20 protein-coding genes are annotated in these 22,197 nt (G+C 55.8%); 15 read left to right on the top strand and 5 right to left on the bottom strand.

Going from position 1 to position 22,197, the window contains the following annotated elements; all coding sequences use genetic code 11:
* The first annotated feature begins 39 nt into the window (after positions 1-39).
* Both SERS4_RS0117865 and SERS4_RS0117860 read left to right on the top strand, forming a co-directional pair.
* Positions 40-1,035 (top strand): DMT family transporter, encoded by a 996-nt coding sequence (locus tag SERS4_RS0117865; protein WP_012146060.1) that lies wholly within the window; start codon positions 40-42, stop codon positions 1,033-1,035.
* 155 nt (positions 1,036-1,190) lie between these two features.
* Positions 1,191-1,820, top strand: coding sequence for a CatB-related O-acetyltransferase (locus SERS4_RS0117860; RefSeq protein ID WP_017893512.1), 630 nt, complete (start codon positions 1,191-1,193; stop codon positions 1,818-1,820).
* A 33-nt stretch (positions 1,821-1,853) separates the two neighbouring features.
* On the opposite strand, the gene SERS4_RS0117855 is transcribed toward SERS4_RS0117860, so the two are convergent.
* From SERS4_RS0117855 to SERS4_RS0117845, 3 genes are read right to left on the bottom strand one after another with little or no spacing between them, the layout of a single operon-like run.
* Positions 1,854-3,371, bottom strand: a complete 1,518-nt coding sequence (locus SERS4_RS0117855) for a tripartite tricarboxylate transporter permease (RefSeq protein WP_012146058.1) — start codon at positions 3,369-3,371, stop codon at positions 1,854-1,856.
* Positions 3,372-3,382: 11 nt separating this feature from the next.
* A complete protein-coding gene (locus SERS4_RS0117850; protein ID WP_012146057.1) occupies positions 3,383-3,814 on the bottom strand; it encodes a tripartite tricarboxylate transporter TctB family protein in 432 nt (143 codons plus the stop codon).
* Between the two features lie 12 nt (positions 3,815-3,826).
* On the bottom strand, positions 3,827-4,807 hold the full coding sequence (locus SERS4_RS0117845) for a tripartite tricarboxylate transporter substrate binding protein (protein WP_012146056.1): 981 nt from the start codon (positions 4,805-4,807) through the stop codon (positions 3,827-3,829).
* A gap of 299 nt (positions 4,808-5,106) precedes the next feature.
* Between SERS4_RS0117845 and SERS4_RS0117840 the strand changes: the two genes are divergently transcribed.
* From SERS4_RS0117840 to SERS4_RS0117830, 3 genes are all read left to right on the top strand, one after another.
* Positions 5,107-5,427, top strand: coding sequence for a hypothetical protein (locus SERS4_RS0117840; protein ID WP_017893511.1), 321 nt, complete (start codon positions 5,107-5,109; stop codon positions 5,425-5,427).
* A 216-nt stretch (positions 5,428-5,643) separates the two neighbouring features.
* Complete coding sequence (tctD, locus tag SERS4_RS0117835; protein WP_017893510.1) at positions 5,644-6,318, top strand: transcriptional regulator TctD; 675 nt, start codon at positions 5,644-5,646, stop codon at positions 6,316-6,318.
* A complete protein-coding gene (locus SERS4_RS0117830; RefSeq protein ID WP_017893509.1) occupies positions 6,305-7,723 on the top strand; it encodes a sensor histidine kinase in 1,419 nt (472 codons plus the stop codon). Before tctD ends, SERS4_RS0117830 begins: the two co-directional genes overlap by 14 nt.
* Here SERS4_RS0117830 and SERS4_RS0117825 read toward each other — a convergent pair.
* Positions 7,720-8,622: a DMT family transporter gene (locus SERS4_RS0117825; protein ID WP_017893508.1), complete on the bottom strand. Its 903-nt coding sequence runs from the start codon at positions 8,620-8,622 to the stop codon at positions 7,720-7,722. The two genes, SERS4_RS0117830 and SERS4_RS0117825, sit on opposite strands and share 4 nt — an antisense overlap.
* A gap of 117 nt (positions 8,623-8,739) precedes the next feature.
* Between SERS4_RS0117825 and SERS4_RS0117820 the strand changes: the two genes are divergently transcribed.
* The 10 genes from SERS4_RS0117820 (at position 8,740) to purF (ending at position 18,925) form a co-directional block, all read left to right on the top strand.
* Complete coding sequence (locus SERS4_RS0117820) at positions 8,740-9,513, top strand: helix-turn-helix domain-containing protein (protein ID WP_017893507.1); 774 nt, start codon at positions 8,740-8,742, stop codon at positions 9,511-9,513.
* Positions 9,514-9,566: 53 nt separating this feature from the next.
* A complete protein-coding gene (gene pdxB / locus SERS4_RS0117815; protein WP_017893506.1) occupies positions 9,567-10,688 on the top strand; it encodes a 4-phosphoerythronate dehydrogenase PdxB in 1,122 nt (373 codons plus the stop codon).
* A 90-nt stretch (positions 10,689-10,778) separates the two neighbouring features.
* Positions 10,779-11,789: an aspartate-semialdehyde dehydrogenase gene (locus SERS4_RS0117810; protein WP_017893505.1), complete on the top strand. Its 1,011-nt coding sequence runs from the start codon at positions 10,779-10,781 to the stop codon at positions 11,787-11,789.
* Positions 11,789-12,610, top strand: a complete 822-nt coding sequence (truA, locus tag SERS4_RS0117805; RefSeq protein WP_017893504.1) for a tRNA pseudouridine(38-40) synthase TruA — start codon at positions 11,789-11,791, stop codon at positions 12,608-12,610. The genes SERS4_RS0117810 and truA overlap by 1 nt, the downstream gene beginning before the upstream one ends.
* A gap of 75 nt (positions 12,611-12,685) precedes the next feature.
* Entirely contained in the window at positions 12,686-13,348 is a 663-nt protein-coding gene (locus SERS4_RS0117800) for a DedA family protein (protein ID WP_012146047.1), read from the top strand.
* A 231-nt stretch (positions 13,349-13,579) separates the two neighbouring features.
* Positions 13,580-14,488 (top strand): acetyl-CoA carboxylase, carboxyltransferase subunit beta, encoded by a 909-nt coding sequence (accD, locus tag SERS4_RS0117795; protein WP_012146046.1) that lies wholly within the window; start codon positions 13,580-13,582, stop codon positions 14,486-14,488.
* 152 nt (positions 14,489-14,640) lie between these two features.
* Positions 14,641-15,903, top strand: coding sequence for a bifunctional tetrahydrofolate synthase/dihydrofolate synthase (gene folC, locus SERS4_RS0117790; RefSeq protein WP_017893503.1), 1,263 nt, complete (start codon positions 14,641-14,643; stop codon positions 15,901-15,903).
* Complete coding sequence (gene dedD, locus SERS4_RS0117785) at positions 15,904-16,653, top strand: cell division protein DedD (RefSeq protein ID WP_017893502.1); 750 nt, start codon at positions 15,904-15,906, stop codon at positions 16,651-16,653.
* A gap of 232 nt (positions 16,654-16,885) precedes the next feature.
* Positions 16,886-17,386 (top strand): colicin V production protein, encoded by a 501-nt coding sequence (gene cvpA, locus SERS4_RS0117780; protein ID WP_012146043.1) that lies wholly within the window; start codon positions 16,886-16,888, stop codon positions 17,384-17,386.
* Positions 17,387-17,407: 21 nt separating this feature from the next.
* On the top strand, positions 17,408-18,925 hold the full coding sequence (gene purF / locus SERS4_RS0117775; RefSeq protein WP_012146042.1) for an amidophosphoribosyltransferase: 1,518 nt from the start codon (positions 17,408-17,410) through the stop codon (positions 18,923-18,925).
* A gap of 66 nt (positions 18,926-18,991) precedes the next feature.
* Here purF and SERS4_RS0117770 read toward each other — a convergent pair whose 3' ends face one another.
* Positions 18,992-22,027, bottom strand: coding sequence for a glycoside hydrolase N-terminal domain-containing protein (locus SERS4_RS0117770; protein ID WP_017893501.1), 3,036 nt, complete (start codon positions 22,025-22,027; stop codon positions 18,992-18,994).
* Between the last annotated feature and the right edge of the window lie 170 nt (positions 22,028-22,197).

The following is a 22,197-nucleotide window of genomic DNA, read 5'->3' as shown; positions in this document are numbered from 1 at the left end:
CTCTGCCTGAGTCTATTACCGCCGTTTTTTGAGGGTGTCATGTCATTACCATCGGGTGTTTCAGTCAGGCCGGTTTTCCCCGGCGCGCGCATTTTACAGGGCAGCAGTCAGGGTTATGTGATTGCCATTATCAGCGCCATGTTGCTGGCTTTTACCGCCATTATTATCCGCGTGCTGACGCAGTATTATCACCTGCCGACCTTTGTGCTGGCCTTTTGGCGAGCGGCATTGGTGGCGCTGGTTTTATTACCGGCGTTGTTGCTGTTTAAGCCTGAGTGGGCACGCTTGCGGCGTTCCCAGATCCCGTTTTATGCCTGTTATGGCCTGCTGCTGGCGGTATTCAACAGCCTGTGGACGCTGTCGGTGGCGCTGAACGGCGCGTCGGTGGCGACCATCCTGACTTACTGCTCGGTGGGTTTTACCGTTTTCCTCGGTTGGATGATCTACAGCGAACGCCTGAACCTGCGCCAGTTAGTGGTGATTGTGGTCAGCCTGGGCGGCTGTTTTCTGGTCAGCAACGGTGACAGCATGGGCAACAGCCATTTCAACCTGCTGGGGTTGTTGGTCGGTATGCTGTCCGGCATTGGTTATACCCTTTACACGCTGGGCGGGCGGGTGGCGACTGAGCGCCATTACCCGGTGTGGAATACCATTTTGTACGTGTTCGGTTTTTCCGCCGTCTATCAGTGGCTGTTCAACATTGCGCTGACGTTATACCCGCTGGCGGCATTCCATGGCATGACCGGTTCTTTGTGGTTCCTTTCCGAGGGCGTCCAGGGCATCGAGTGGCGCGGTTGGCTGTTGCTGCTGACGCTGGCCGCCGGCCCGACGCTGTTGGGGTTTGGTTTGTACAACATCAGCCTGAAAACCCTGCCGCTGGCGGTGGCGAACCTGATTTTGTCGCTGGAGTTGGTGTTCACGGCGGTGATCGCCTATTTCCTGCTGGGGGAAAACATGAACTCGTTACAACTGCTCGGCAGCGCCCTGGTGATGGGCGGGGTGCTGATGTTGAAAAACAAGACGGCCGAGGCCTGATTTGTTAGCATTATGCCGAGATTTGGAGGCAATAATGACCAATAACCCAAGATTAAAACGGGCGTTAATCGCTTAGTCCGGCAGTGTTTTGCGACCAAAAAACACTGCCACAGACCTTTGGCTGTGGCTCTTGCAATGAATATAGAGAAAGCGCCATGACTGAAAAACACTGGTCAAAAACAGAACTGCTGCACCAAACGGTGACCAACCCCAATATTATCGTCAAAGGGACCCACAGCTATTACAGCGACTACCTGGATGACGGTTTTGAACGCTCCGTGGTGCGTTATTTGCACGGGGACGAGGTCAGCCAACAGTGGCAGCCGCTAGGGGTGATAGACCAATTGCTGATCGGCGATTATGTCTGCATTGCCGCCGAGGCCGTGATCCTGATGGGGGGGAATCATACTCACCGTGCCGATTGGTTCTGCCTGTATCCGATGATGGAAAGCATTCTGGCTTCCTATCAGCCGAGGGGCGACACCCGGTTAGGGGACGGCTGTTGGATCGGGATGCGGGCGATGCTGATGCCGGGTGTGACGATTGGGGAAGGGGCGATAGTGGCTGCAGGCAGTATTGTGGCCAAGGATGTTGAACCTTACACCATCGTGGGCGGCAATCCGGCGCGGCCAATCAAGCTGCGGTTTAGCCCGCAGACCATCGCCCGGTTATTGGCTTTGCGTATTTATGATTTGTCGGCGGAAGATTTTGCCCGCGTGCAGCCCTTGCTGGCCGATGATGATATTGCGGCCCTGGAACGGGCGATAGCTGAAATTAAGCGTTAAATGAAAAGGGCGGGAATAACCCCGCCCTTTGACTTATTCGGCCTTGGCCGCTTCCACCGTTTGGCGACGTTTGCGCACTATGCGCAACACCAGCGGCAGTACCAGCACGGCTACCGCCAACACCAGCAAGGTTTGCGCGATGCTGCTGCTCCACAGGATGCCAAACTGTCCGTTGCTGATTGACAGCGCACGGCGCAGGTTCTGCTCCAGCATCTCTCCCAACACGAAGCCCAGGATCAGCGGCGACATCGGGAAGTGCATTTTCCTCAGGATATAGCCAAACACTCCCAGTCCGACCATCAACAGCAGGTCAAAGGTGGTGCTGTGCACCGCATAAACACCGACCGCCGACACTGCGGCAATCGCCGGTACCAGGAACCACAGCGGAATGGTCAGCATGCGGGTGAACAGACCAACCAACGGCAGGTTCATGATCAACAAAATGACGTTGGCAATCAGCAGTGCGGCGATCAGCCCCCAGACAATATCCGGCTGCTCGGTGAACATCGCCGGGCCAGGTGTGATGTTGTACAGCGTCAGTGCGCCCATCATCACCGCCGTGGTACCGGAACCCGGTACGCCCAGCGTCAGCATCGGAATGAATGAGCCGCAGGCCGAAGCGTTATTGGCCGCCTCAGGAGCCGCCACGCCACGGATATCTCCTTTACCGAAAGTGTCGCTGTTGCCGCTGATTTTCTTTTCGGTCATATAGGTCAGCGCACTGGCGATGGTGGCGCCCGCGCCCGGCAAAATGCCGACGAAGAAACCGATCACCGAAGAGCGCAGCGTGGGGCCAACGCATTCGGCAGCCTCTTTGCGATTAAACAGTAAGCGACCGGTTTTGCGCACCAGCTTCTGTCCGGTGCTGGTGCTTTCCAGCATCAGCAGGATTTCACTGACCGAGAACAGGCCGATCACCACCACGATGAACTGCACGCCGTCGGAGAGATGAACGCTGTCGAAGGTGAAGCGGTAAACGCCGGTGTTGGCATCGACCCCGACCGTCGCCAGCCCCAGGCCAATCAGCGCTGCCAGCAGCGACTTCAGCGGGTTCTGGCTCATCATGCTGCCCAGACAGGCGATGGCGAACACCATCAGGGCAAAATATTCCGCCGGGCCGAACGCCAGTGACCAGCGTGCCAGCAGCGGGGCGAACAGGATAATGCCGCCGATGGCGATCATCGAACCGACGAAAGAGCTGACCGCCGAGATCGACAGTGCCACACCGGCACGCCCCTGTTGCGCCATCGGATAGCCGTCCAGGGCCGTCATGATCGCCGCCGCGTCACCCGGCACGTTGAGCAGGATCGAGGAGATGCGACCGCCGTATTCGCAGCCGATATACACCGTCGCCAGCAGGATCAACGCGGACTCGGCCGGCAGTTTGAGAGCGAACGCCAATGGCAATAAAATAGCCACGCCGTTGATCGGCCCCAACCCCGGCAGCAGGCCGACAATGGTGCCAACGAAGCAGCCGATCAGGGCGATAATCAGGTTCTGTGGCACCAATGCCACTTCGAACCCTTGAGACAAATACATCCAGGTTTCCATCGTCGCCCCCGTTAGCTCAGCCAAACGCCGAGTGGCAGTGTCACATCAAGTAAGCGGTCAAAGGCGTAATACAGCGCCACGCCCATCACCACGCCGGACACCAATGCCGCTTTCAGGCTGGCCTGGAACAGCAGGCCAATGCTGAAGGTCAGCAGTGTGGTTGCCAGCGGGAAGCCCAGCCATTCGAAGCCCCAGGCGTACAGCACCAGCGTAATGACCAGCACCAGCAGGCGTTGCATCACCTTGTTATGCGGCCATTCAACCACCTGCGGCTTGTTCAGCAGCAGTAACGCCGCGCACAGCGCCATCAGGCTGAGAATCGCCAGCGGGAAGGGACGGGGGCCCAGCGGTTCGTAGCTGTATTCGCTCTGAATACCCCAGCCGATAAACAGGCCGCCAATGCACAGCAGCAGCCAGAAACCGGCGAAAATGCGATCGCTCATGATAGCCTCCGGTTACTTGGCCAGGCCGAAAACTTTGGCCTGTTCGCGGTACTGATTGACCTGGTTTTTCACGTAGGCATCCAGTTCTTTGCCGGCCAGGTTGAATTCAAACAGACCGCGCAGATCGCGCTGTTTTTTGAACTCGTCGGTTGCCATCATTTTTTGGAAGGTGTCGAGCCACCACTGGTACTCCTCTTCGCTGACCTTCGGGCCAACGTAGAAACCGCGGATAATCGGCCATACCAGATTGAAGCCTTGCTCTTTGGCGGTCGGCACATTGGCTAACTGGCCCGGCAGGCGTTGATCGGAGTACACCGCCAGCACGCGAATTTTGTCGCCCTGCAGGTAAGGCACCATTTCGCTCAGATCGCCGGAAACTGCCTGAATGTGGTTGCCGAGCAATGCGGTAACCGGCTCGCCGCCGCCTTCAAATGCCACGTAACGCATCTTGTGAGGATCGACCCCGACCTCACGCGCCAGCAGGGCGGTTTTCATCCAGTCCTGGCTACCGATCGAGGCACCCGCGCCGAACACCACGCTGTTCGGATCTTTTTGGAAGGCGTCCATCAGGTCTTTCAGGGTTTTGTATGGCGAGTCGGCACGGACCGCAATCATGCCGTAGTCGGTACCGACGGCGGCCAGCCATTTCACGTCGTCCACGTTGTAGCGGCCGAACTTCCCTTGTGACAGGTTCAGCAACGAGCCACCGGAGAAGGCGACAACCGTGCCGAACTCTGCCGGACGTTGGGCAACGATGGCGTTGTAGGCTACTGCGCCAACGCCGCCGGGCATGTAGGTAACGCGCATCGGTTTATCGATGGCTTTGGTTTCCTGCAGCGAAACCTGAATCAGCTTGCAGGTCAGGTCAAATCCGCCGCCGGGCTTGGCAGGGGCGATACATTCGGTGCGTTTCGGTGCTTCGACGGCAAAGGCCTGATTGGCTGCCAGCAGCAGGGCGGTGGCGGTCAGAGTGCGGGTGATTATTTTTTTCATTGCTTTCCCCAAGGTATTTTTCAGTCGGTGCGGATCCCCGCCGATACGGGTTGCTGGATTGTTAAATCAACAACCTTTCATTTACCTTTCAACCGGCGGAAAAGTTTCCGGGATGTGATATGCATCTCCTGACAGGGATAATAATGTTGTACTTACCGTCCAGGTTGACCCCTGCGCTAGCACATGACATGAGGTAATAACAGCCCATAAACCTTGCTTAAAGCCTGCGTAATATCATTTTTGCTTTTTCAACCTTGGGATAAAATGGCGAAAATTAGAATTATTGCAGGTGCAGGGTTATGTTTTCATTAGGGAAGTTATTCGGTGGCAGGGACAGCGATAAAGTTAAAGCTATCAAGATGTTGCCGTCGGCGTATGCCGCCATTTATGGCGATGAAGGTGAGTGCCGGCTGAAACGTCTGCGCCCGGAACTCGGCGTTTTTGAGCTGCATTTCGCCGATCCCAAAGGCGATAAATACGTTTGCCATATGACTGCCTGTATTACCGGCATTGATATTGTTTTTGCTGCCAATAATCGCTCGGTTTTGGTTTCCCCTCCGTTCACGCCAGCCAAATTGCAGCCGGTATTGGATATCGCCCTGGCTGATAGAAAAAAATAACGGCGAACCAACGCAATAAACCGCAGTTGCTGGCCGACTGTGGTTTATTCCATGTTGCAATTGTGCCCCAGCTCCCAAAACTGGCCCGGCGTAACTCTTCTTTCCCCGCGTTTTCCATGCCATCCTGCTGTTATAAATATGTTAATTGGCCGTCATCCTGGCCTGGTGGTTATTTCACCGAGGGCATAGGCATAGCTAAATCAATGGAATGGAAACATGCGTCTGTTATTGGTTGAAGACCATCCCGAGTTATCCCACTGGCTGCAAAAGGCGCTGACCGGCGTCGGTTTTGCTGTCGACGTCGCGCCGGACGGGCTGGCGGCCGACCACCTGTTGTTAAACGAGACCTATGCGCTGGTGGTACTGGATGTAGCGCTGCCGCGGCTGAATGGTCTGGAACTGTTGGCCCGGCTGCGCAAGCGCGGGCAGGATTTGCCAGTGCTGTTGCTGACGGCCAGAACCGACGTTGCCGATCGCGTCAAAGGGCTGAATCTGGGGGCCGATGACTACCTGACCAAGCCGTTCGAACTCGATGAATTGGAAGCGCGTATTCGGGCGTTGCTGCGCCGCAGCGTCGGCGTTACCCAGCAGGCGCTGCAGTATGGTGCGCTGACCTATCACGATGAAGGTTATTTCCAGCTCGACGACAAACCGCTGCAGTTGACGCCACGAGAGTTGGCGGTGCTGACCGCCTTGATCCACCGGCGTGGCCGCCCGGTTGCCAAACAGCAGCTGTTTGAACAGGTATTTACCCTGTCTGATGAAGCCAACCCGGAAAGCATCGAACTCTACGTTCATCGGCTGCGGAAAAAGCTGCAGGGCAGCAATGTGGCGATCATCACCCTGCGTGGTCTGGGCTACAGCCTGGAGCTTTGCAATGAGGTGGTTTAACGCGCCACGATCACTGTTTTATCAACTGTTGTTGTTCTTTGGCCTGCCACTGCTGGTGCTGGGCGGCATCTCGATATATACCCACTACTTCAGCGCGATGAATGCCGCTACGCTGGCCTACGATCGCACCTTGCTGGCTTCGGCACGCACCGTGGCGGAGCGGCTGGTGGTGCGCAATGGCCGACTGGAAGCGGACGTGCCCTATGTGGTACTCGACAGTTTCGAGCGCAACATGAACGATCAGCTTTATTACGAAGTGATCTCCCCGCAGGGCGACAGTATTTCAGGCTATAACGATTTGCCGCCGATGCCGCCCCATATCCTGCGTTCCAGTCTGTATCCGGCGCTGGTGCATTTTTATGATGCCCAATATCGCGGCCGGCCGATCCGCGTGGCCGCGCTGTATCAGCCGGTCAACGAGTCGGGTGTGATGGGCATGGCGACAATTCTGGTGGCGGAGACGCTGGAATCGCGCCGCTATCTGGCGCGGCAAATGATGCTTTCCGCCTTGCTCAGCCAGGGAACGGTGGTGGTGTTGACCATGATCCTGGCCTTTGCGCTACTCAAGCGGGTGCTTAAGCCGATGCGCAAACTTTCCGGCATTATGCTGCGACGCGATCCGGGCGAACTGACGCCGTTGCCGATGGTGTTGCCCTGGTCGGAAATGCAGCCGCTGTTGCTGGCATTCAACCGTTATATTGAACGACTGCGGCTGATGGTGGCGCGTCAGGAGCGTTTCAGCGCCGACGCTTCGCACCAGTTACGCACCCCGTTAACCGTGCTGAAAACCCAGGTGGGGGTAGCGCTGGCCAGTGATAAACCGGAGCAGTGGCGGGAAAGTCTGTTGGCGATGAGCACCACGCTGGATAACACCGTGGCGCTGACCGATCGTCTGCTCTATCTCTCCAGGCTCAAAGCCCATGAACATCTTGCCGACCACAAGTTGCAGCCGGTGAATCTGGCGCAGGTACTGCGCGATGCCTGTTTTTCGCGGTTACCGCAGGCACGCAGCAAACGTATTGATCTGGGATATGAGGGGGAATCCGTCTGTTGGGTTGGAGGGGAGGCACTGCTGCTGACCGAACTCTGTGCCAACCTGCTGGACAATGCGCTGAAATACACCCCGAATCAGAGCACGGTCACGGCCCGGTTAAGCATCGATAAACTGGCTGGGGAGTGCGTACTGGAAATTGAAGACAGCGGCCCGGGCATTGCCGAACAGGATACGGCGCAGGCGCTGCAGCCGTTTCATCGGCTGGATAACGTGGGTAATCAGCCCGGTGCCGGTTTGGGGCTGGCGCTGGTCAGCGACATCACCCGTTATCACGGCACCCGCCCGGAGCTGCTGACCTCGGCCACCCTGGGAGGCCTGTTGGTGCGGGTGCGTTTTCAACTGCTGCCTTAACTTTCACACTCTGCGGTTTGCTTGGCCTTACGGCCCAGCGGCGTGCGCAGACGCTGCGACAGGATCACACCCAACAGGGTGATGCCGCCGCCGATCAAGTGGTAGCTGTGCAGATGTTCATGCAGGAACACTACCGCAATGATGGCGGTAAATACCGGAGCCAGATTCATAAAGATCGACGCGGTATTGGCACCCAGACGCATCACGCCGTGGATCCACAGATATGGCGCGACGATCGAGGCCGGGATACCGGCGAACAGCACCAGCGGAATATTTTGGCTGGTCAGCGCAACGTCCTGCGCCATCAGGAAGTTAGGCAGCAGCAACACCACGCCGAACACAATCTGTACATACAATGACTGCCAGTTCGGCAGCGCAATCGCCCAGCGCTTGGTCAGTACGCCGTACAGCGCATAGGCGGCGGTGGCGGCAAACATCATTAATTCGCCTTTGCCGATGCCATGTTGCAGTAACTCGCCCGGGTTACCGGCGCTCACCAGCCAGATCAAACCGGCCAGCGACAGCAGGCTACCGATCGCGATGCCCACCGTAGGAGCCACTCGCAGCAGCACTATGCTGATCAGAATGGTCAGTAACGGGATCAGGGAAACAATAATGCCCATAAACAGCGCGCTGACGCTGTGCGCCGCGTAATAAGCCAGACTCTGATACAACACCATACCCAGCATGCCGAGAACCATTAGTTTCCACCAGTTGGCGCGTATTGCCGCCCAGTGACGGATCACGCCGGGCAGCACGAAAGGCGTCAGCGTGATCAGCGCCAGTAACCAGCGATAGAAGGAGATGGCGGCCGGATCGATGGCGGTAGCGGAAAGCTTGCTGACCACGGCATTAATTGACCAAATCAACACCGCCAGCAGAGGGAACAGCATATTCATGATAATTATTCTCATTAACAACGGACATGCTGGCTAGTTTACCTGTGTCCGGTTTATTATATATAGTGATATCCAGACAATATTTGCCCTAAACAAGACAAGTCACGGGACGAAACCATGCCAGAAATCCGTCATTACCCCGAAGCGCTGATCCCGGCACCACGACCGGTGCAGTTCCGCTGCGAGGAGTTCAACGCCCGCACGGAGTTCCAGCCGCATCGGCACAGTTGGGGGCAACTGATGTGGGTCAAGGCCGGTGTTATGGTGCTGCGCATCGGCGGTCAGCGTTTTCTGGCACCGCCGGAATTTGTGCTGTGGGCGCCGGCGGAAATTGAACACTCTTGTTATAACCAGCGCCTGGCGCAGTGCCGCATGGTCGATATTGCGTTGCCGCTGTGCGCCGGGATGCCGGTCGCTCCCTGTCTGGTCAGTGTGACGCCCATTTTCCGCGCCATTGCCGAAGATTTTTACGCACGCAAACAATATATCCCGCAGAGCAAACAGGACCTGCGGCTGTGCCGGGCGCTGATCGACCAACTGCATCTGTCGCCGGTTCAGCAAACCTACCTGCCGTCATCCGAAGACAAATTCCTGGCACCGGTGCTGGAGGCGCTGGAACACTGTCCTTCGGACAATACGTCGCTCGCCGCCTGGGCTGCCCGGGTCTATACCACCGAACGTACGCTGTCGCGCCGTTGCCAACAGGATCTGGGCATGTCATTTAGCGAATGGCGCCAGCGTTTGCGTTTCCTGCATGCCGTGTCCCTGCTGGAACAGGGCAAAACCGTGCAGGAGGTGGCGCTGGAGGTAGGGTACAGCTCGGCCTCGGCGTTTATTGTCATGTTTCAGCAAATCGCCGGTACCACCCCCGAGCGCTTTCGCCGGGCATGATTCAGTGGCACACTATTTCCCAGCGAAACAGCCGTAAACCGTCGGAGCAATAAGTGAAAATCCTGGTTGATGAAAATATGCCGTACGCGACTCAATTGTTCAGTCGTTTGGGGAATGTGCAGGCGGTGCCTGGCCGTCCGATCCCGAGTGATGCGCTGGCCGATGCCGATGCGCTGATGGTACGTTCGGTGACTAAAGTGAATGAAGCCTTGCTGGCCGGTACCCGTATTGGTTTTGTCGGCACCGCGACCGCCGGTACCGACCACGTAGACGATGTTTGGCTGCAACAGCAGGGCATCGGTTTTTCTGCCGCACCGGGCTGTAACGCCATTGCGGTGGTGGAATATGTGTTCTCCGCGCTGATGCTGCTGGCCGAACGCGATGGTTTCCAACTGCGGGATAAAACCGTCGGTATTATCGGTGTTGGCAACGTAGGCTCACGTCTGGATGCCCGCCTGAAAGCCTTGGGTGTCCGTACCTTGTTATGCGATCCGCCGCGGGCTGAACGCGGTGATGCCGGTGAGTTTTGGCCGTTGGAAAAGTTGGTAGCGGAAGCCGACGTGCTCACTTTCCATACGCCATTGAATAAATCCGGCCCTTACAACTCGCTGCATCTGGTGGACGCGGAACTGCTGGCGGCATTGCCGGACAATCGCATTCTGATCAACGCCTGTCGCGGTGCGGTGGTGGACAATGCTGCGCTGTTGCAGGCACTGGAGAAAGGCAAAAAACTGAGTACCGTGCTGGACGTGTGGGAGCCGGAACCGGAGCTTTCGCTGCCGTTGTTGGCGCGGGTGGATATTGGCACCGCGCATATTGCCGGTTACACGCTGGAAGGCAAGGCTCGTGGCACCACTCAGGTGTTTGAGGCCTTCAGCCGCCACCTGGGCCAGCCGCAACAGATAGAGCTGGCCTCGTTGCTGCCGGTGCCCGAATTCAGCCAGATCCAACTCAATGGGCCGCTGGATGAAGGCAAATTAAAACGATTGATGCACTTGGTGTATGATGTGCGCCGCGATGATGCGCCGCTGCGCAAAGTGGCCGGGCAACCGGGCGAGTTTGATCGTCTGCGCAAGCATTACCAGGAACGCCGCGAATGGTCTTCATTACGCGTCCAGTGCGATGACAGCGCCAGTGCGGAGCTGTTGCACAAGCTGGGTTTCCTGACGGCATAAGGCTTTCTTAAGCCACAGCGACTAATTTTGTTATCAGGGCGGTGCAGTAGCCGCCCATCTGCATTTGAATAAATACTCTGGAGAAACCCAATGTCTGACGGCTGGAATATCGCTCTGCTTGGCGCCACTGGCGCGGTAGGTGAAGCGTTGCTGGAATTATTACAGGAACGCCAGTTCCCGGTGGGCGAACTCTATCCATTAGCCAGTGAACGCAGTGCCGGTGCCACGGTGCGCTTCAACGGCAAATCGGTACTGGTGCAAAACGCGGAAGAATTTGACTGGTCACAGGCGCAGTTGGCGTTCTTCGTCGCCGGAACCGAGGCTTCGGCCCGCTACGCGGAAGAAGCCGGCAACATGGGCTGCCTGGTGATCGACACCAGCGGCCTGTTTGCGCTGGAGCCGGACGTGCCGTTGGTGGTGCCTGGGGTGAACCCGCAGGTGCTGGCGGATTACCGTAACCGCAATATCGTTGCCGTGGCCGACAGCATGGTTAGCCAACTGCTGACCGCAATCAAACCGCTGACCGAACAGGCCGGGCTTTCCCGTCTGCACGTCACCACCCTGATGTCGGTATCGGCACGCGGCAAAGTGGCGGTCGACGATCTGGCCGGTCAAAGTGCGCGCCTGCTGAACGGTATTCCGGCTGAAGCAGGCGTTTTCGCCAAGCAGTTGGCGTTCAACCTGTTGCCGTTGCTGGCCGACGAACAGGGCAGCGTGCGCGAAGAGCGTTTGATTGTCGATCAGGTGCGTAAAGTGCTGCAGGACGAAGGGCTGCCGATTTCCGTGAGCTGTGTGCAGTCGCCGGTATTCTACGGCCATGCGCAGGTGGTTCACCTGGAAGCGTTGCGCCCGATGTCTGCGGAAGAAGCACGCAGTGAGCTGGAACAGGTGGATGATATCCAACTGAGCGAAGAAGACGACTACCCGACCCAGGTGACGGAAGCTTCTGGCAGCGATGCGCTGAGCGTCGGCTGTTTGCGTAATGACTATGGTATTCCGGAAATCCTGCAGTTCTGGTCGGTGGCCGACAACGTGCGTTTCGGCGGCGCGCTGATGGCGATCGAAACCGCAGAGCGTCTGGTGCAGGAGCAGATGTACTGATGTCTGAAGTTGTCTTGCCCACCCAGCCGACGTTGAAAATCGCGCTGGGGATTGAATATGACGGCAGCCAGTATTACGGCTGGCAGCGTCAGCAGGAAGTCGCCAGTGTGCAGGCCTGTCTGGAACAAGCGTTGAGCAAGGTAGCGGATGCGCCGATCAACGTGTTGTGCGCCGGACGTACCGACGCCGGAGTGCATGCCACCGGTCAGGTGGTGCATTTCGAAACCACTGCGCAACGCAAGGACGCCGCCTGGACGATGGGCGTCAACACCCATCTGCCGCCGGATATTGCCGTGCGTTGGGTGACTGGCGTGAATGAAGATTTTCATGCCCGTTTCAGCGCGACTGCGCGTCGGTATCGCTACATTATTTATAACCATCGCTATCGCCCGGCGGTATTGCAGCAGGGAATGACCCACTTTTATCACCCGCTGGATGCCGAACGGATGGAAAGGGCGGCGCAGGCGCTGCTGGGCGAGAACGACTTTACTTCGTTCCGCGCCGTGCAATGTCAGTCACGCACGCCGTGGCGTAACGTAAAACACGTTAAGGTTACGCGCTATGGCGAATATATTGTGGTAGATATCAAGGCGAATGCCTTTGTGCATCATATGGTTCGCAACATTGTCGGTAGCCTGATGGAAATTGGCTGCGGCAATCAGGATGAGAACTGGATGGCCGAATTACTGGCGCTGAAGGATCGTAATCTGGCTGCGGCGACGGCGCGGGCCGACGGGTTATACCTGGTTAGCGTCGATTACCCTGAGCACTTTGCCATACCCCGGCCGCCAATGGGGCCACTGTTTTTACCTGACGACTAAATACTGGCGCGCCCGACGCGTTACTCCCTTGTGTACCTGCCGGGTGGGTGAGACACCCGGTAAAAGAGAGAACCTATGGACATCATCAAGTTTGTAATTGATTTTATTTTGCATATTGACGTGCATCTGGCCGAGCTGGTGGCGCAATACGGTATGTGGGTGTACGCCATTTTGTTCCTGATCCTGTTTTGTGAAACCGGGTTGGTGGTGACGCCGTTCCTGCCGGGTGATTCTCTGTTGTTTGTTGCCGGTGCGCTGGCGGCCTTGCCGACCAACGATCTGAATGTACATACCATGGTTGCGTTGATGATAGGTGCGGCGATACTGGGTGACGCGGTGAACTACACCATTGGGCGGCTGTTCGGGGAAAAGTTGTTCAGTAACCCGAATTCGAAAATTTTCCGCCGCAGCTACCTGGATAAAACCCACCAGTTTTATGAAAAACACGGTGGGAAAACGATTATTCTGGCGCGATTTGTGCCGATCGTGCGTACTTTTGCGCCGTTCGTCGCCGGTATGGGACATATGTCCTATCGCCATTTTGCAGCCTACAACGTGATTGGTGCACTGGTTTGGGTGCTGCTCTTCACTTATGCTGGCTACCTCTTCGGCGATCTGCCGATCGTGCAGGAAAACCTGAAACTGTTGATCGTGGCTATCATCATTGTTTCAATTCTGCCGGGCATCATTGAAATTTGGCGCCATAAACGCGCGGCTGCCCGCCAGCAAAAACAGTAAAAACATCGCTTAACCTGTCGGTTCGACCAGTTTTTTATCCACAGTGTCGGGCCGATATGGTTTAATGAGCGACATTTATGGTCTGTTCCTGTTAACAACCTTGAAACCAGTGCCTCGCGCGCGCTAGCCGCGTTCTGCTCAGGCATTTTTTCATTAGGGGTGTTTTCGGGGGGATTGTTAAAGCATGAACAGCGGACTGGCATTTGCCAGGTTCAAACAGAAAGGTCATCGATGAGCTGGATTGAACGAATTCTTAACAAGAGCAACATCACCCAAACCCGCAAGGCAAGTATTCCTGAAGGGGTCTGGACTAAATGCGATAGCTGCGGCCAGGTTCTCTACCGCGCCGAGCTGGAGCGTAATCTGGAAGTGTGCCCAAAATGCGACCACCACATGCGCATGACTGCGCGTATGCGTCTGCATACTCTGCTGGATGAAGGCAGTGAAGTGGAGCTGGGCAGCGAACTGGAGCCGAAAGACGTTCTGAAGTTCAAGGATTCCAAAAAGTATAAAGACCGCCTGGTTGCCGCACAGAAAGCGACCGGTGAAAAAGACGCGCTGGTAGTAATGAAAGGCACGCTGTATGGCATGCCGATTGTTGCTGCTTCGTTCGAATTTGCCTTTATCGGCGGTTCCATGTCGTCCGTGGTTGGTGCGCGCTTTGTGCGTGCGGTTGAGCAGGCGTTGGAAGACAACTGTCCGTTGGTGTGTTTCTCAGCCAGTGGCGGTGCCCGTATGCAGGAAGCGCTGATGTCGCTGATGCAGATGGCGAAAACCAGTGCCGCACTGGCGAAACTGCAGGAGCGTGGTCTGCCGTATATTTCGGTACTGACCGACCCGACCATGGGTGGCGTTTCCGCCAGTCTGGCGATGCTGGGTGATATCAATATCGCCGAGCCGAAAGCGCTGATCGGCTTTGCCGGCCCACGCGTTATCGAACAGACGGTGCGTGAAAAACTGCCGCCGGGCTTCCAGCGCAGTGAGTTTCTGATTGAAAAAGGCGCGATCGACATGATCGTACGCCGTCCGGAAATGCGTCAGACCCTGGCGAGTATCCTTTCCAAGCTGACCAACCAGCCGCAGCCGCATTTCGATGAAGCCGCGCCGGTGTCCGAGCAGGAAAATCAGGCCGACGCCTGAGATCAATAGGTTCCCCGCGCCGGTAGCCATCGGCGCGGGGTTCAGCCGCCATTTTGTGGCTAAATGACGGCTGATAACGGAGAGCATCGCCTTTACCGCGGTGAGGGTGGTGCCCTGATGGATTAATGAACCCAAGTTCAGTGACGGGACTCATGCAAAACCACCAAATTCCCCAAGCCACGTCGCCATTGAGCTCGTGGCTTTTCTATCTGGAACGTCTGCACAGCCAGGCGATCGAACTCGGCCTGGAACGCGTACAGCGCGTTGCGGCGCATCTTGATTTACTCACCCCTGCACCGACGGTATTTACCGTAGCCGGTACCAATGGCAAAGGCACCACCTGTCGCACCCTGGAAACCATCCTGATGGCGGCCGGTTTGCGCGTTGGCGTCTACAGCTCGCCGCACCTGGTGCGTTATACCGAGCGGGTGCGCATTCAGGGCGATGAACTGAGTGAGGCCGAACACTGCCGCTCGTTCGCCGCCATTGAAGCGGGCCGGGGCGAAACTTCACTGACCTACTTCGAATTTGGCACCCTGTCGGCACTGCAACTGTTCAAACAGGCTAAGCTTGACGTGGTGATCCTGGAAGTCGGGCTGGGTGGCCGCCTGGATGCGACCAATATCGTCGATCCGAGCGTGGCGGTGGTGACCAGCATTGCGCTGGATCATACCGACTGGCTGGGCAACGATCGCGAAAGCATTGGCCGCGAAAAGGCCGGGATCTTCCGCAGCGGCAAACCGGCGGTGGTGGGGGAACCGGATATGCCGGCCACCATTGGGCAGGTGGCGGAAACGCTGGGTGCCCAACTGTATCGCCGCGGCGATGCCTGGAGCTTCAGCGAACAGGGCGAACGCTGGCAGTGGCAAGGCGGCGGTACCTTGCTGACCGATTTGCCGATGCCCAACGTGCCATTAGCCAATGCGGCGACGGCACTGGCGGCGCTGCATTTTTCTGCGTTGGAAATTGATGAGCGGGCAATCTTCACCGGCTTGCAGCAGGCGACATTGCCTGGACGTTTCCAGATTGTGCGACGCGATCCGATGCTGATCCTCGACGTGGCGCATAATCCCCATGCGGCAGGTTACCTGGCCGGGCGTCTGGCGACCTTACCGCGCAATGGCGGCAAGGTGCGAGCGGTGGTGGGGATGTTGTCGGATAAAGACATCGCCGGTACCCTGGCCTGTTTGAGTGAGCAGGTCGATGAGTGGTATTGCGCGCCGCTGGACGGACCGCGCGGGGCCAGCGTCGAACTGTTGGTGCAATATTTGACGGAACCGCGGCAGTTTGCCGATGTCGAAACTGCCTGGCGTCAGGCTATGCAGGACGCAGATATTCAGGATATTGTGATCGTCTGTGGATCGTTCCACACCGTTGCACAGGTTATGGCGGCGTTAGACGAGCGGGGAGTGTGAGTGGCAAGTAAATTTCAAAACCGATTGGTCGGTACCGTGATTTTGGTCGCGCTGGGGGTGATTATCCTGCCAGGGCTGCTGGACGGTAAAAAGAAACATTATGAAGACGAATTCGCCGCCATTCCATTGGTGCCGAAGGCCGGTGATGTGGAAGAAAACGACGTGGTGCCACCGGTAAGCCAACCGCTACCGGCACAGCCGCCGGAAGGCGCGGGCGCACTGGTTGAGCAGCAGGCGGCCAATGAGGCAGCAGCGCAGCAGGCAGTTCGCCAACCGACGCAGCAGCCGACGCTGGTGACCCCGCCGGTCGAAACCCGTCCGCAACCGATGCCGCAGCCGCAGGTGAAGCCTAAACCGGTAGAAACCAAACCGGTGGAAGTGAAGCCAAAACCGGTACAGCCACCTAAACCGGTGGAGACGAAGCCGGTGGTGAAACCTGAGCCAACGCCAGTACCCAAGCCTGAGCCTGCACCCGTGCAGAAACCGGCGGAGGAGAAAGCGCCGGCAGGGCAGGCTTATGTGGTGCAGCTCGGTGCGCTGAAGAACGCTGCCAAGGTGAACGAGGTGGTGGCATCGCTCAGGCTGTCCGGTTACCGTGCCTTTACCGTGCCATCAACGCCGGTACAGGGCCAGATTACCCGAATCTACGTCGGCCCGGATGCCTCAAAACAGAAGCTGCAGTCTTCTCTGTCCGCGCTGAACTCGATCAGTGGTTTGAGCGGTCAGGTGAAGCCATACGGCGTACGTTAAGTTTATGGGGTGCAGCATGCTGTGCCCCATAATAGAGTCATGCCGATATAATCATTAAAAATAATGTGCCTTTCGTAGCTGAAATGGCCTATGTAGGCGCGGCGATTGGGAATTTTTTTATCGCCGCTTTTTATTTGTAGCGGGGCAGGAAAACCCCTACGCAAACGTTTACGTTTTCTGTTAGAATTCGCCGCGAAATGGATGCAGGGGCGATTCATCATTGGAATAGTTCATGGTCTGGATTGATTACGTCATTATAGCGGTGATTGGATTTTCGGCTCTGGTGAGCCTGATCCGAGGGTTTGTTCGCGAAGCATTGTCACTTGTGACATGGGGATGTGCGTTTTTTGTTGCCAGCCATTTCTACTCTTACCTTGCGGTCTACTTCACTCGTTTTGAAGATGAACTGGTGCGAAACGGCATCGCGATTGCCATCTTGTTTATCGCGACCCTGATCGTAGGCGCTATTGTTAACTATGTGATTAGCTCACTGGTAGAGAAAACCGGGTTATCAGGCACCGACCGGGTGCTGGGCGTCTGTTTTGGCGCACTGCGCGGCGTGTTGATCGTTTCGGCGATACTGTTTTTCCTGGATACCTTTACCGGCTTCTCACAAAGTACCGACTGGAAACAGTCGCAGCTGATCCCCCAGTTCAGTTACATCATCAGGTGGTTCTTTGACTACCTGCAGAGCACGTCGAGTTTCTTGCCGACCCATTTACCGGGGCGGTAGCGCTGATGAGGAAAAGACAACATGTGCGGTATTGTCGGTATCGCCGGTTTTATGCCGGTAAACCAGTCGATTTATGATGCGTTGATGGTGCTTCAGCACCGTGGCCAGGATGCCGCAGGCATCGTCACCATAGATGCCCACAATGGGTTCCGTCTGCGTAAGGCAAACGGTCTGGTGAAGGATGTGTTTGAGGCACGCCATATGCAGCGCTTGCAGGGCAACATGGGTATTGGCCATGTGCGCTACCCAACGGCTGGCAGCTCCAGTGCCTCAGAGGCTCAACCCTTTTATGTAAACTCGCCGTTCGGCTTGACGCTGGCACACAACGGCAACCTGACCAACGCCCATGAGCTGCGCCAAAAGCTGTTTGAAAGCGGCCGCCGCCATATCAACACCACCTCCGATTCCGAGATCCTGCTGAACGTACTGGCCAGTGAGCTGGATCGTTTCCAACATTATCCGCTGGAATCCGACAACATTTTCACCGCAGTTGCCGCCATGCATCAGCAACTGCGTGGCGCTTACGCCTGCGTAGCGATGATCATCGGTCACGGTCTGCTGGCATTCCGTGACCCTAACGGTATCCGCCCGCTGGTGATCGGCAAGCGTCAGCTTGAAGATGGCCGCAATGAATATATGGTGGCTTCCGAGAGCGTCGCACTGGACACGCTGGGCTTCGAATTCCTGCGCGACGTAGCGCCGGGCGAAGCGGTGTATATCACCGAGAAGGGCCAACTGTTCACTCGTCAGTGTGCAGAGAACCCGAAAACCAACCCGTGCCTGTTCGAATACGTCTATTTCGCTCGCCCCGACTCCTTTATGGACAAGATTTCGGTCTACAGCGCCCGCGTGCGCATGGGGCAGAAGTTGGGTGAGAAGATTGCCCGCGAGTGGGAAGATTTGGACATCGACGTGGTGATCCCAATTCCGGAGACGTCTTGTGATATCGCGTTGGAAATCGCGCGCATCCTGGATAAGCCGTACCGTCAGGGCTTTGTGAAGAACCGCTATGTTGGCCGTACCTTTATTATGCCGGGCCAACAGGCGCGCCGTAAGTCGGTACGTCGTAAGCTGAATGCCAACCGTGCCGAGTTCCGCGACAAGAATGTGCTGTTGGTGGATGATTCCATCGTGCGCGGCACCACTTCAGAGCAGATCGTTGAGATGGCGCGTGACGCCGGGGCGAAACGAGTTTACCTGGCTTCCGCTGCGCCGGAAATTCGCTTCCCTAACGTCTACGGCATCGACATGCCGAGTGCCAACGAACTGATCGCCCACGGCCGTGAAGTGGATGAAATCCGCCAGATCATCGGTGCCGATGGTCTGATCTTCCAGGACCTGGACGATCTGATTGAAGCGGTACGCGAAGAGAACCCGGACATCACCCAGTTCGAATGCTCGGTATTCAACGGTATCTACGTCACCAAAGACGTCGACCAGAGCTACCTCGAATATCTGGAATCGCTGCGTAATGACGACGCCAAAGAAATACGTGGTCAGACCGAAGCGGAAAATCTGGAAATGCACAACGAAGGGTGATCCCACCGGCGTGTAGAAAAGAAAACCCCGTTAGCTGATGCTAGCGGGGTTTTTTCGTATCAGGCCTTATTGTGGTGTGATATCAACGAGTTTGCCGTTCATCCTCACTTTGACTGCACTTTTATCGGTGCGACGATCGGCAGTGATAGCCACGTTTTCAACCAGACCGTTGCGCCAGGTGCAATCCACCTGATAGCCACCACGAGCGCGCAATCCGACAAACGAACCCGCGGTTTTCCACTGTTCGGGGCAGGCGGGCAGTAACTCGATTACGCCCTCATGGCTCTGTAACAACATTTCCGTGATTGCCGCGCTGATGCCAAAGTTGCCGTCTATCTGGAAAGGTGGGTGGCTACAGAACAGGTTGGCCAGCGTGTTATAACTGAGTAAGCCATTGATCATCGTCAATGCTCGCTGCGGTTCTTTCAGGCGGGCAAATAATGCACAACGCCAAGGCCAGGTCCATGAACGGCGGCTGTCTCCAGTGACTGATGCTGGGGTAAAGGGTTCTCCGGCTTTTTCACCGCAACGCGCTTTGAGAGAAACCAATGCAGCAGCGGCAAATTCCGGCGTGGTAGCCTGCGAGATCTGATTGCCAGGGTAAACGGCGAACAGATGAGAAGTATGGCGATGGACATCGGCCGGATCGTCAATATCTTCTTGCCACTCCTGCAACTGATGCCATTTGCCAATCAGGTTGGGTGCCAGTTTGGCTTGCAGCATATTTATCGTGTCACGATACGAAGCATCGAGGTTAAGTACCTTTTCGGCGTCCAGATAGTTCTGGAACAGATCCCAAATAATCTGCTGATCGTACATAACCCCATCCACTACCGGACCATGTTCTGGCGACCAGCCTTTGGGGGCGACCAATTTTCCATCCGGCCGCGTTTTGAGGCGGCTTTGCCAAAACTGACAGGTTTCTTTAAGCAGTGGGTAGGCTACGTCTTTCAGATAGGTTTTATCCTGGGAAAAATGATAATGCTCCATAACATGTTGCATATACCAGGCGCTGGCGACGTTATTCCAGTCCCAGCCATTGCCGCCAAAAATACTTTGGCTAGTACGTGCGGTCCAGCCAGGGGTATTGGCACCAAATGCTTTTTGGGTAGCAAGTTGGCAAGACTTACGCGCATTGCGCACAAAATCTATCAATGGCAAGTGGCATTCAGATAGGTTGGTGCTTTCCGCCAGCCAGTAATTCATCTGCACGTTAATATTATTATGATAATCGCTGCCCCACGCCGGGGAGTTACTGTTATTCCATAAGCCTTGCAGGTTTGCGGGGAGGCCGCCGGGGCGCGAGGCGCTTAGCAACAAATAACGGCCATAATAGAACAGGGTTTGCTCTAATTCAGGATCGGCAAACTGTGTGGCATATTTCTGCAGGCGCAAATTCATCGGCAGCTTTTTAACTTCCGGCGAGCTGCTACCCCAATTTACCGATACACGCTGTGTGAGGGTTTTAAAATCGCTCAGGTGGGCGTTACGTAAATTAGCCAGGCCTTTCGCGGCGGCGCGATCCAGATTCTCGCTGGCCACTGTTAATGGTGCGCGGCCGGAACGCCAGTTTTGCTGATAGTCTGCCAGGTAGTCGGTACGAGCATCGATTAGGATAGTCAGAGAGTCACAGGCTTGAAATTGCAGTGCGCCGTCTTGTTGCCCGACTGTGCCGCCTCGGTGTAATACGCGGATAGCCGCTGCATAACGCAAATCGTTTGCCAGCGTTCCGCTGAAAGTGAGTTGGTTATTTACCACCTGTGTTGTGGCACCCTGTGCTGAAGCTAAATTCAACGATCCGGTTAATGCATTGGGCGTGCTTGAAGCGTAATGGAACACCATCACGTCATCGGCATGACTGGCGAAGGCTTCGCAGGTGATCTTGCGGTCTTTTATCTGGTAACTGATAGTATGCAGCCCTTGCTGGATATCCAGCTCACGCCGATAGTTGGCAATAATATTATCATGCTGCAGTGTGGCCTGTTCCCCCTGTAAAAGGCCAATCTCTGCGACTTGAAAATGATTGATGCCAGGCTTTGGGGTAAAAATAAATCGGTAATAGCGAAAGGTTGCGGGTTGAGTGAGTGTGAAAAGCTTTTGCTGTTTTCGATGCTCAAATGGCGTGCTGCGGGACTGGCTGTCCAGCAGTTGCCAGACTAAACCATCAGCAGAACCTTGTAGCAGCCAATTATGGGGATCTCGTTCTGGCATATCATTAGCGCTGGTTAAAGTATAAGCAGTGATCCTGGTGTCTTGGGGAAATTGAGTTTGCCATTCAATATTGCGGTTCGGATTGAGCAGGCACCACTTTGTATCATCGCGACCGTCGTAAGTTTTGCTGATATCTTCGCCGGCAGTAGGGCCGCCTGCGGCATCCCCGCTGGGTGAAGAGATGTAAGTTTTTTTACCCGCGTTCAGAATTACCCCTGTGAGCGCGATTTCAGCGATCTGAAAGTGACTGACTCCGGCTTTAGGTGTAAAGACCAAGCGATAATATAGGTAAGGCGTTTGATTGGCGAATGAGAATACTTTGCTCATCAGGCGCTGCTCAAAAGGCTGCGTATGTGATTGGCTATCGAGAGTACTCCAATTAACATTGTCGTTGGAGCCGGCAAACGTCCAATCTTGCGGATCGCGTTCAGGCACATCGTTAGCGCTGGTCAGGGTATATGCAGAGACTGCTCGCGGTTCAGGTAATTGCACCTGCCAGGTCACGCTATTCCCCGGTGCGACGATGCACCATTTGGTGTTCTTTTCCTGATCGAAGCTTTTGGTGAGGTCTTCGGTGATACTGGTGGTGCCTTTATTACCTGGGCCTGTTATCTGGGGTTCATCATGCATTGAAAGGCTAAATTCACCAAAATTCAGATAGCTGCCGAAACCAGTAATCGAAGTGTCGTAATTTCCGCTGTCATAGTTATTTTTCCCACCCCAAAAACTTTGCTCATTGAACTGTACGGTTCCATTGCCGGGATGGCCGAATAATGTGGCACCCAAACGCGCATTGCCGATGGGTAACGTTTCAGATTGCCAATCTTTTGCCGGATTAGAAAAATGGATTTTTGTTGCGCTGCTACTTTGCTCACGGGTTAATTTACTCATGGTATTTTCCTTTACCCAAAATTAGAACATTTCTGTTTCCTCGGATTTAAAGAGTAAGTAGATGTCAAAATGTGGGCAACGGCGTGGTGTTTGCCTATTGCTGGCACAACACAGAAGGTGGTGTGTGGGGATGAGCATCACCGTATAGCGAATATGCTATAGTTCCCACT

It is taken from the genome of Serratia sp. S4, assembly GCF_000347995.1.
Taxonomy (GTDB): Bacteria; Pseudomonadota; Gammaproteobacteria; order Enterobacterales; family Enterobacteriaceae; genus Serratia; species Serratia quinivorans.
The sequence above is the reverse complement of the archived record's forward strand: the minus strand, read 5'-3'. Positions and strand labels throughout refer to the sequence as shown.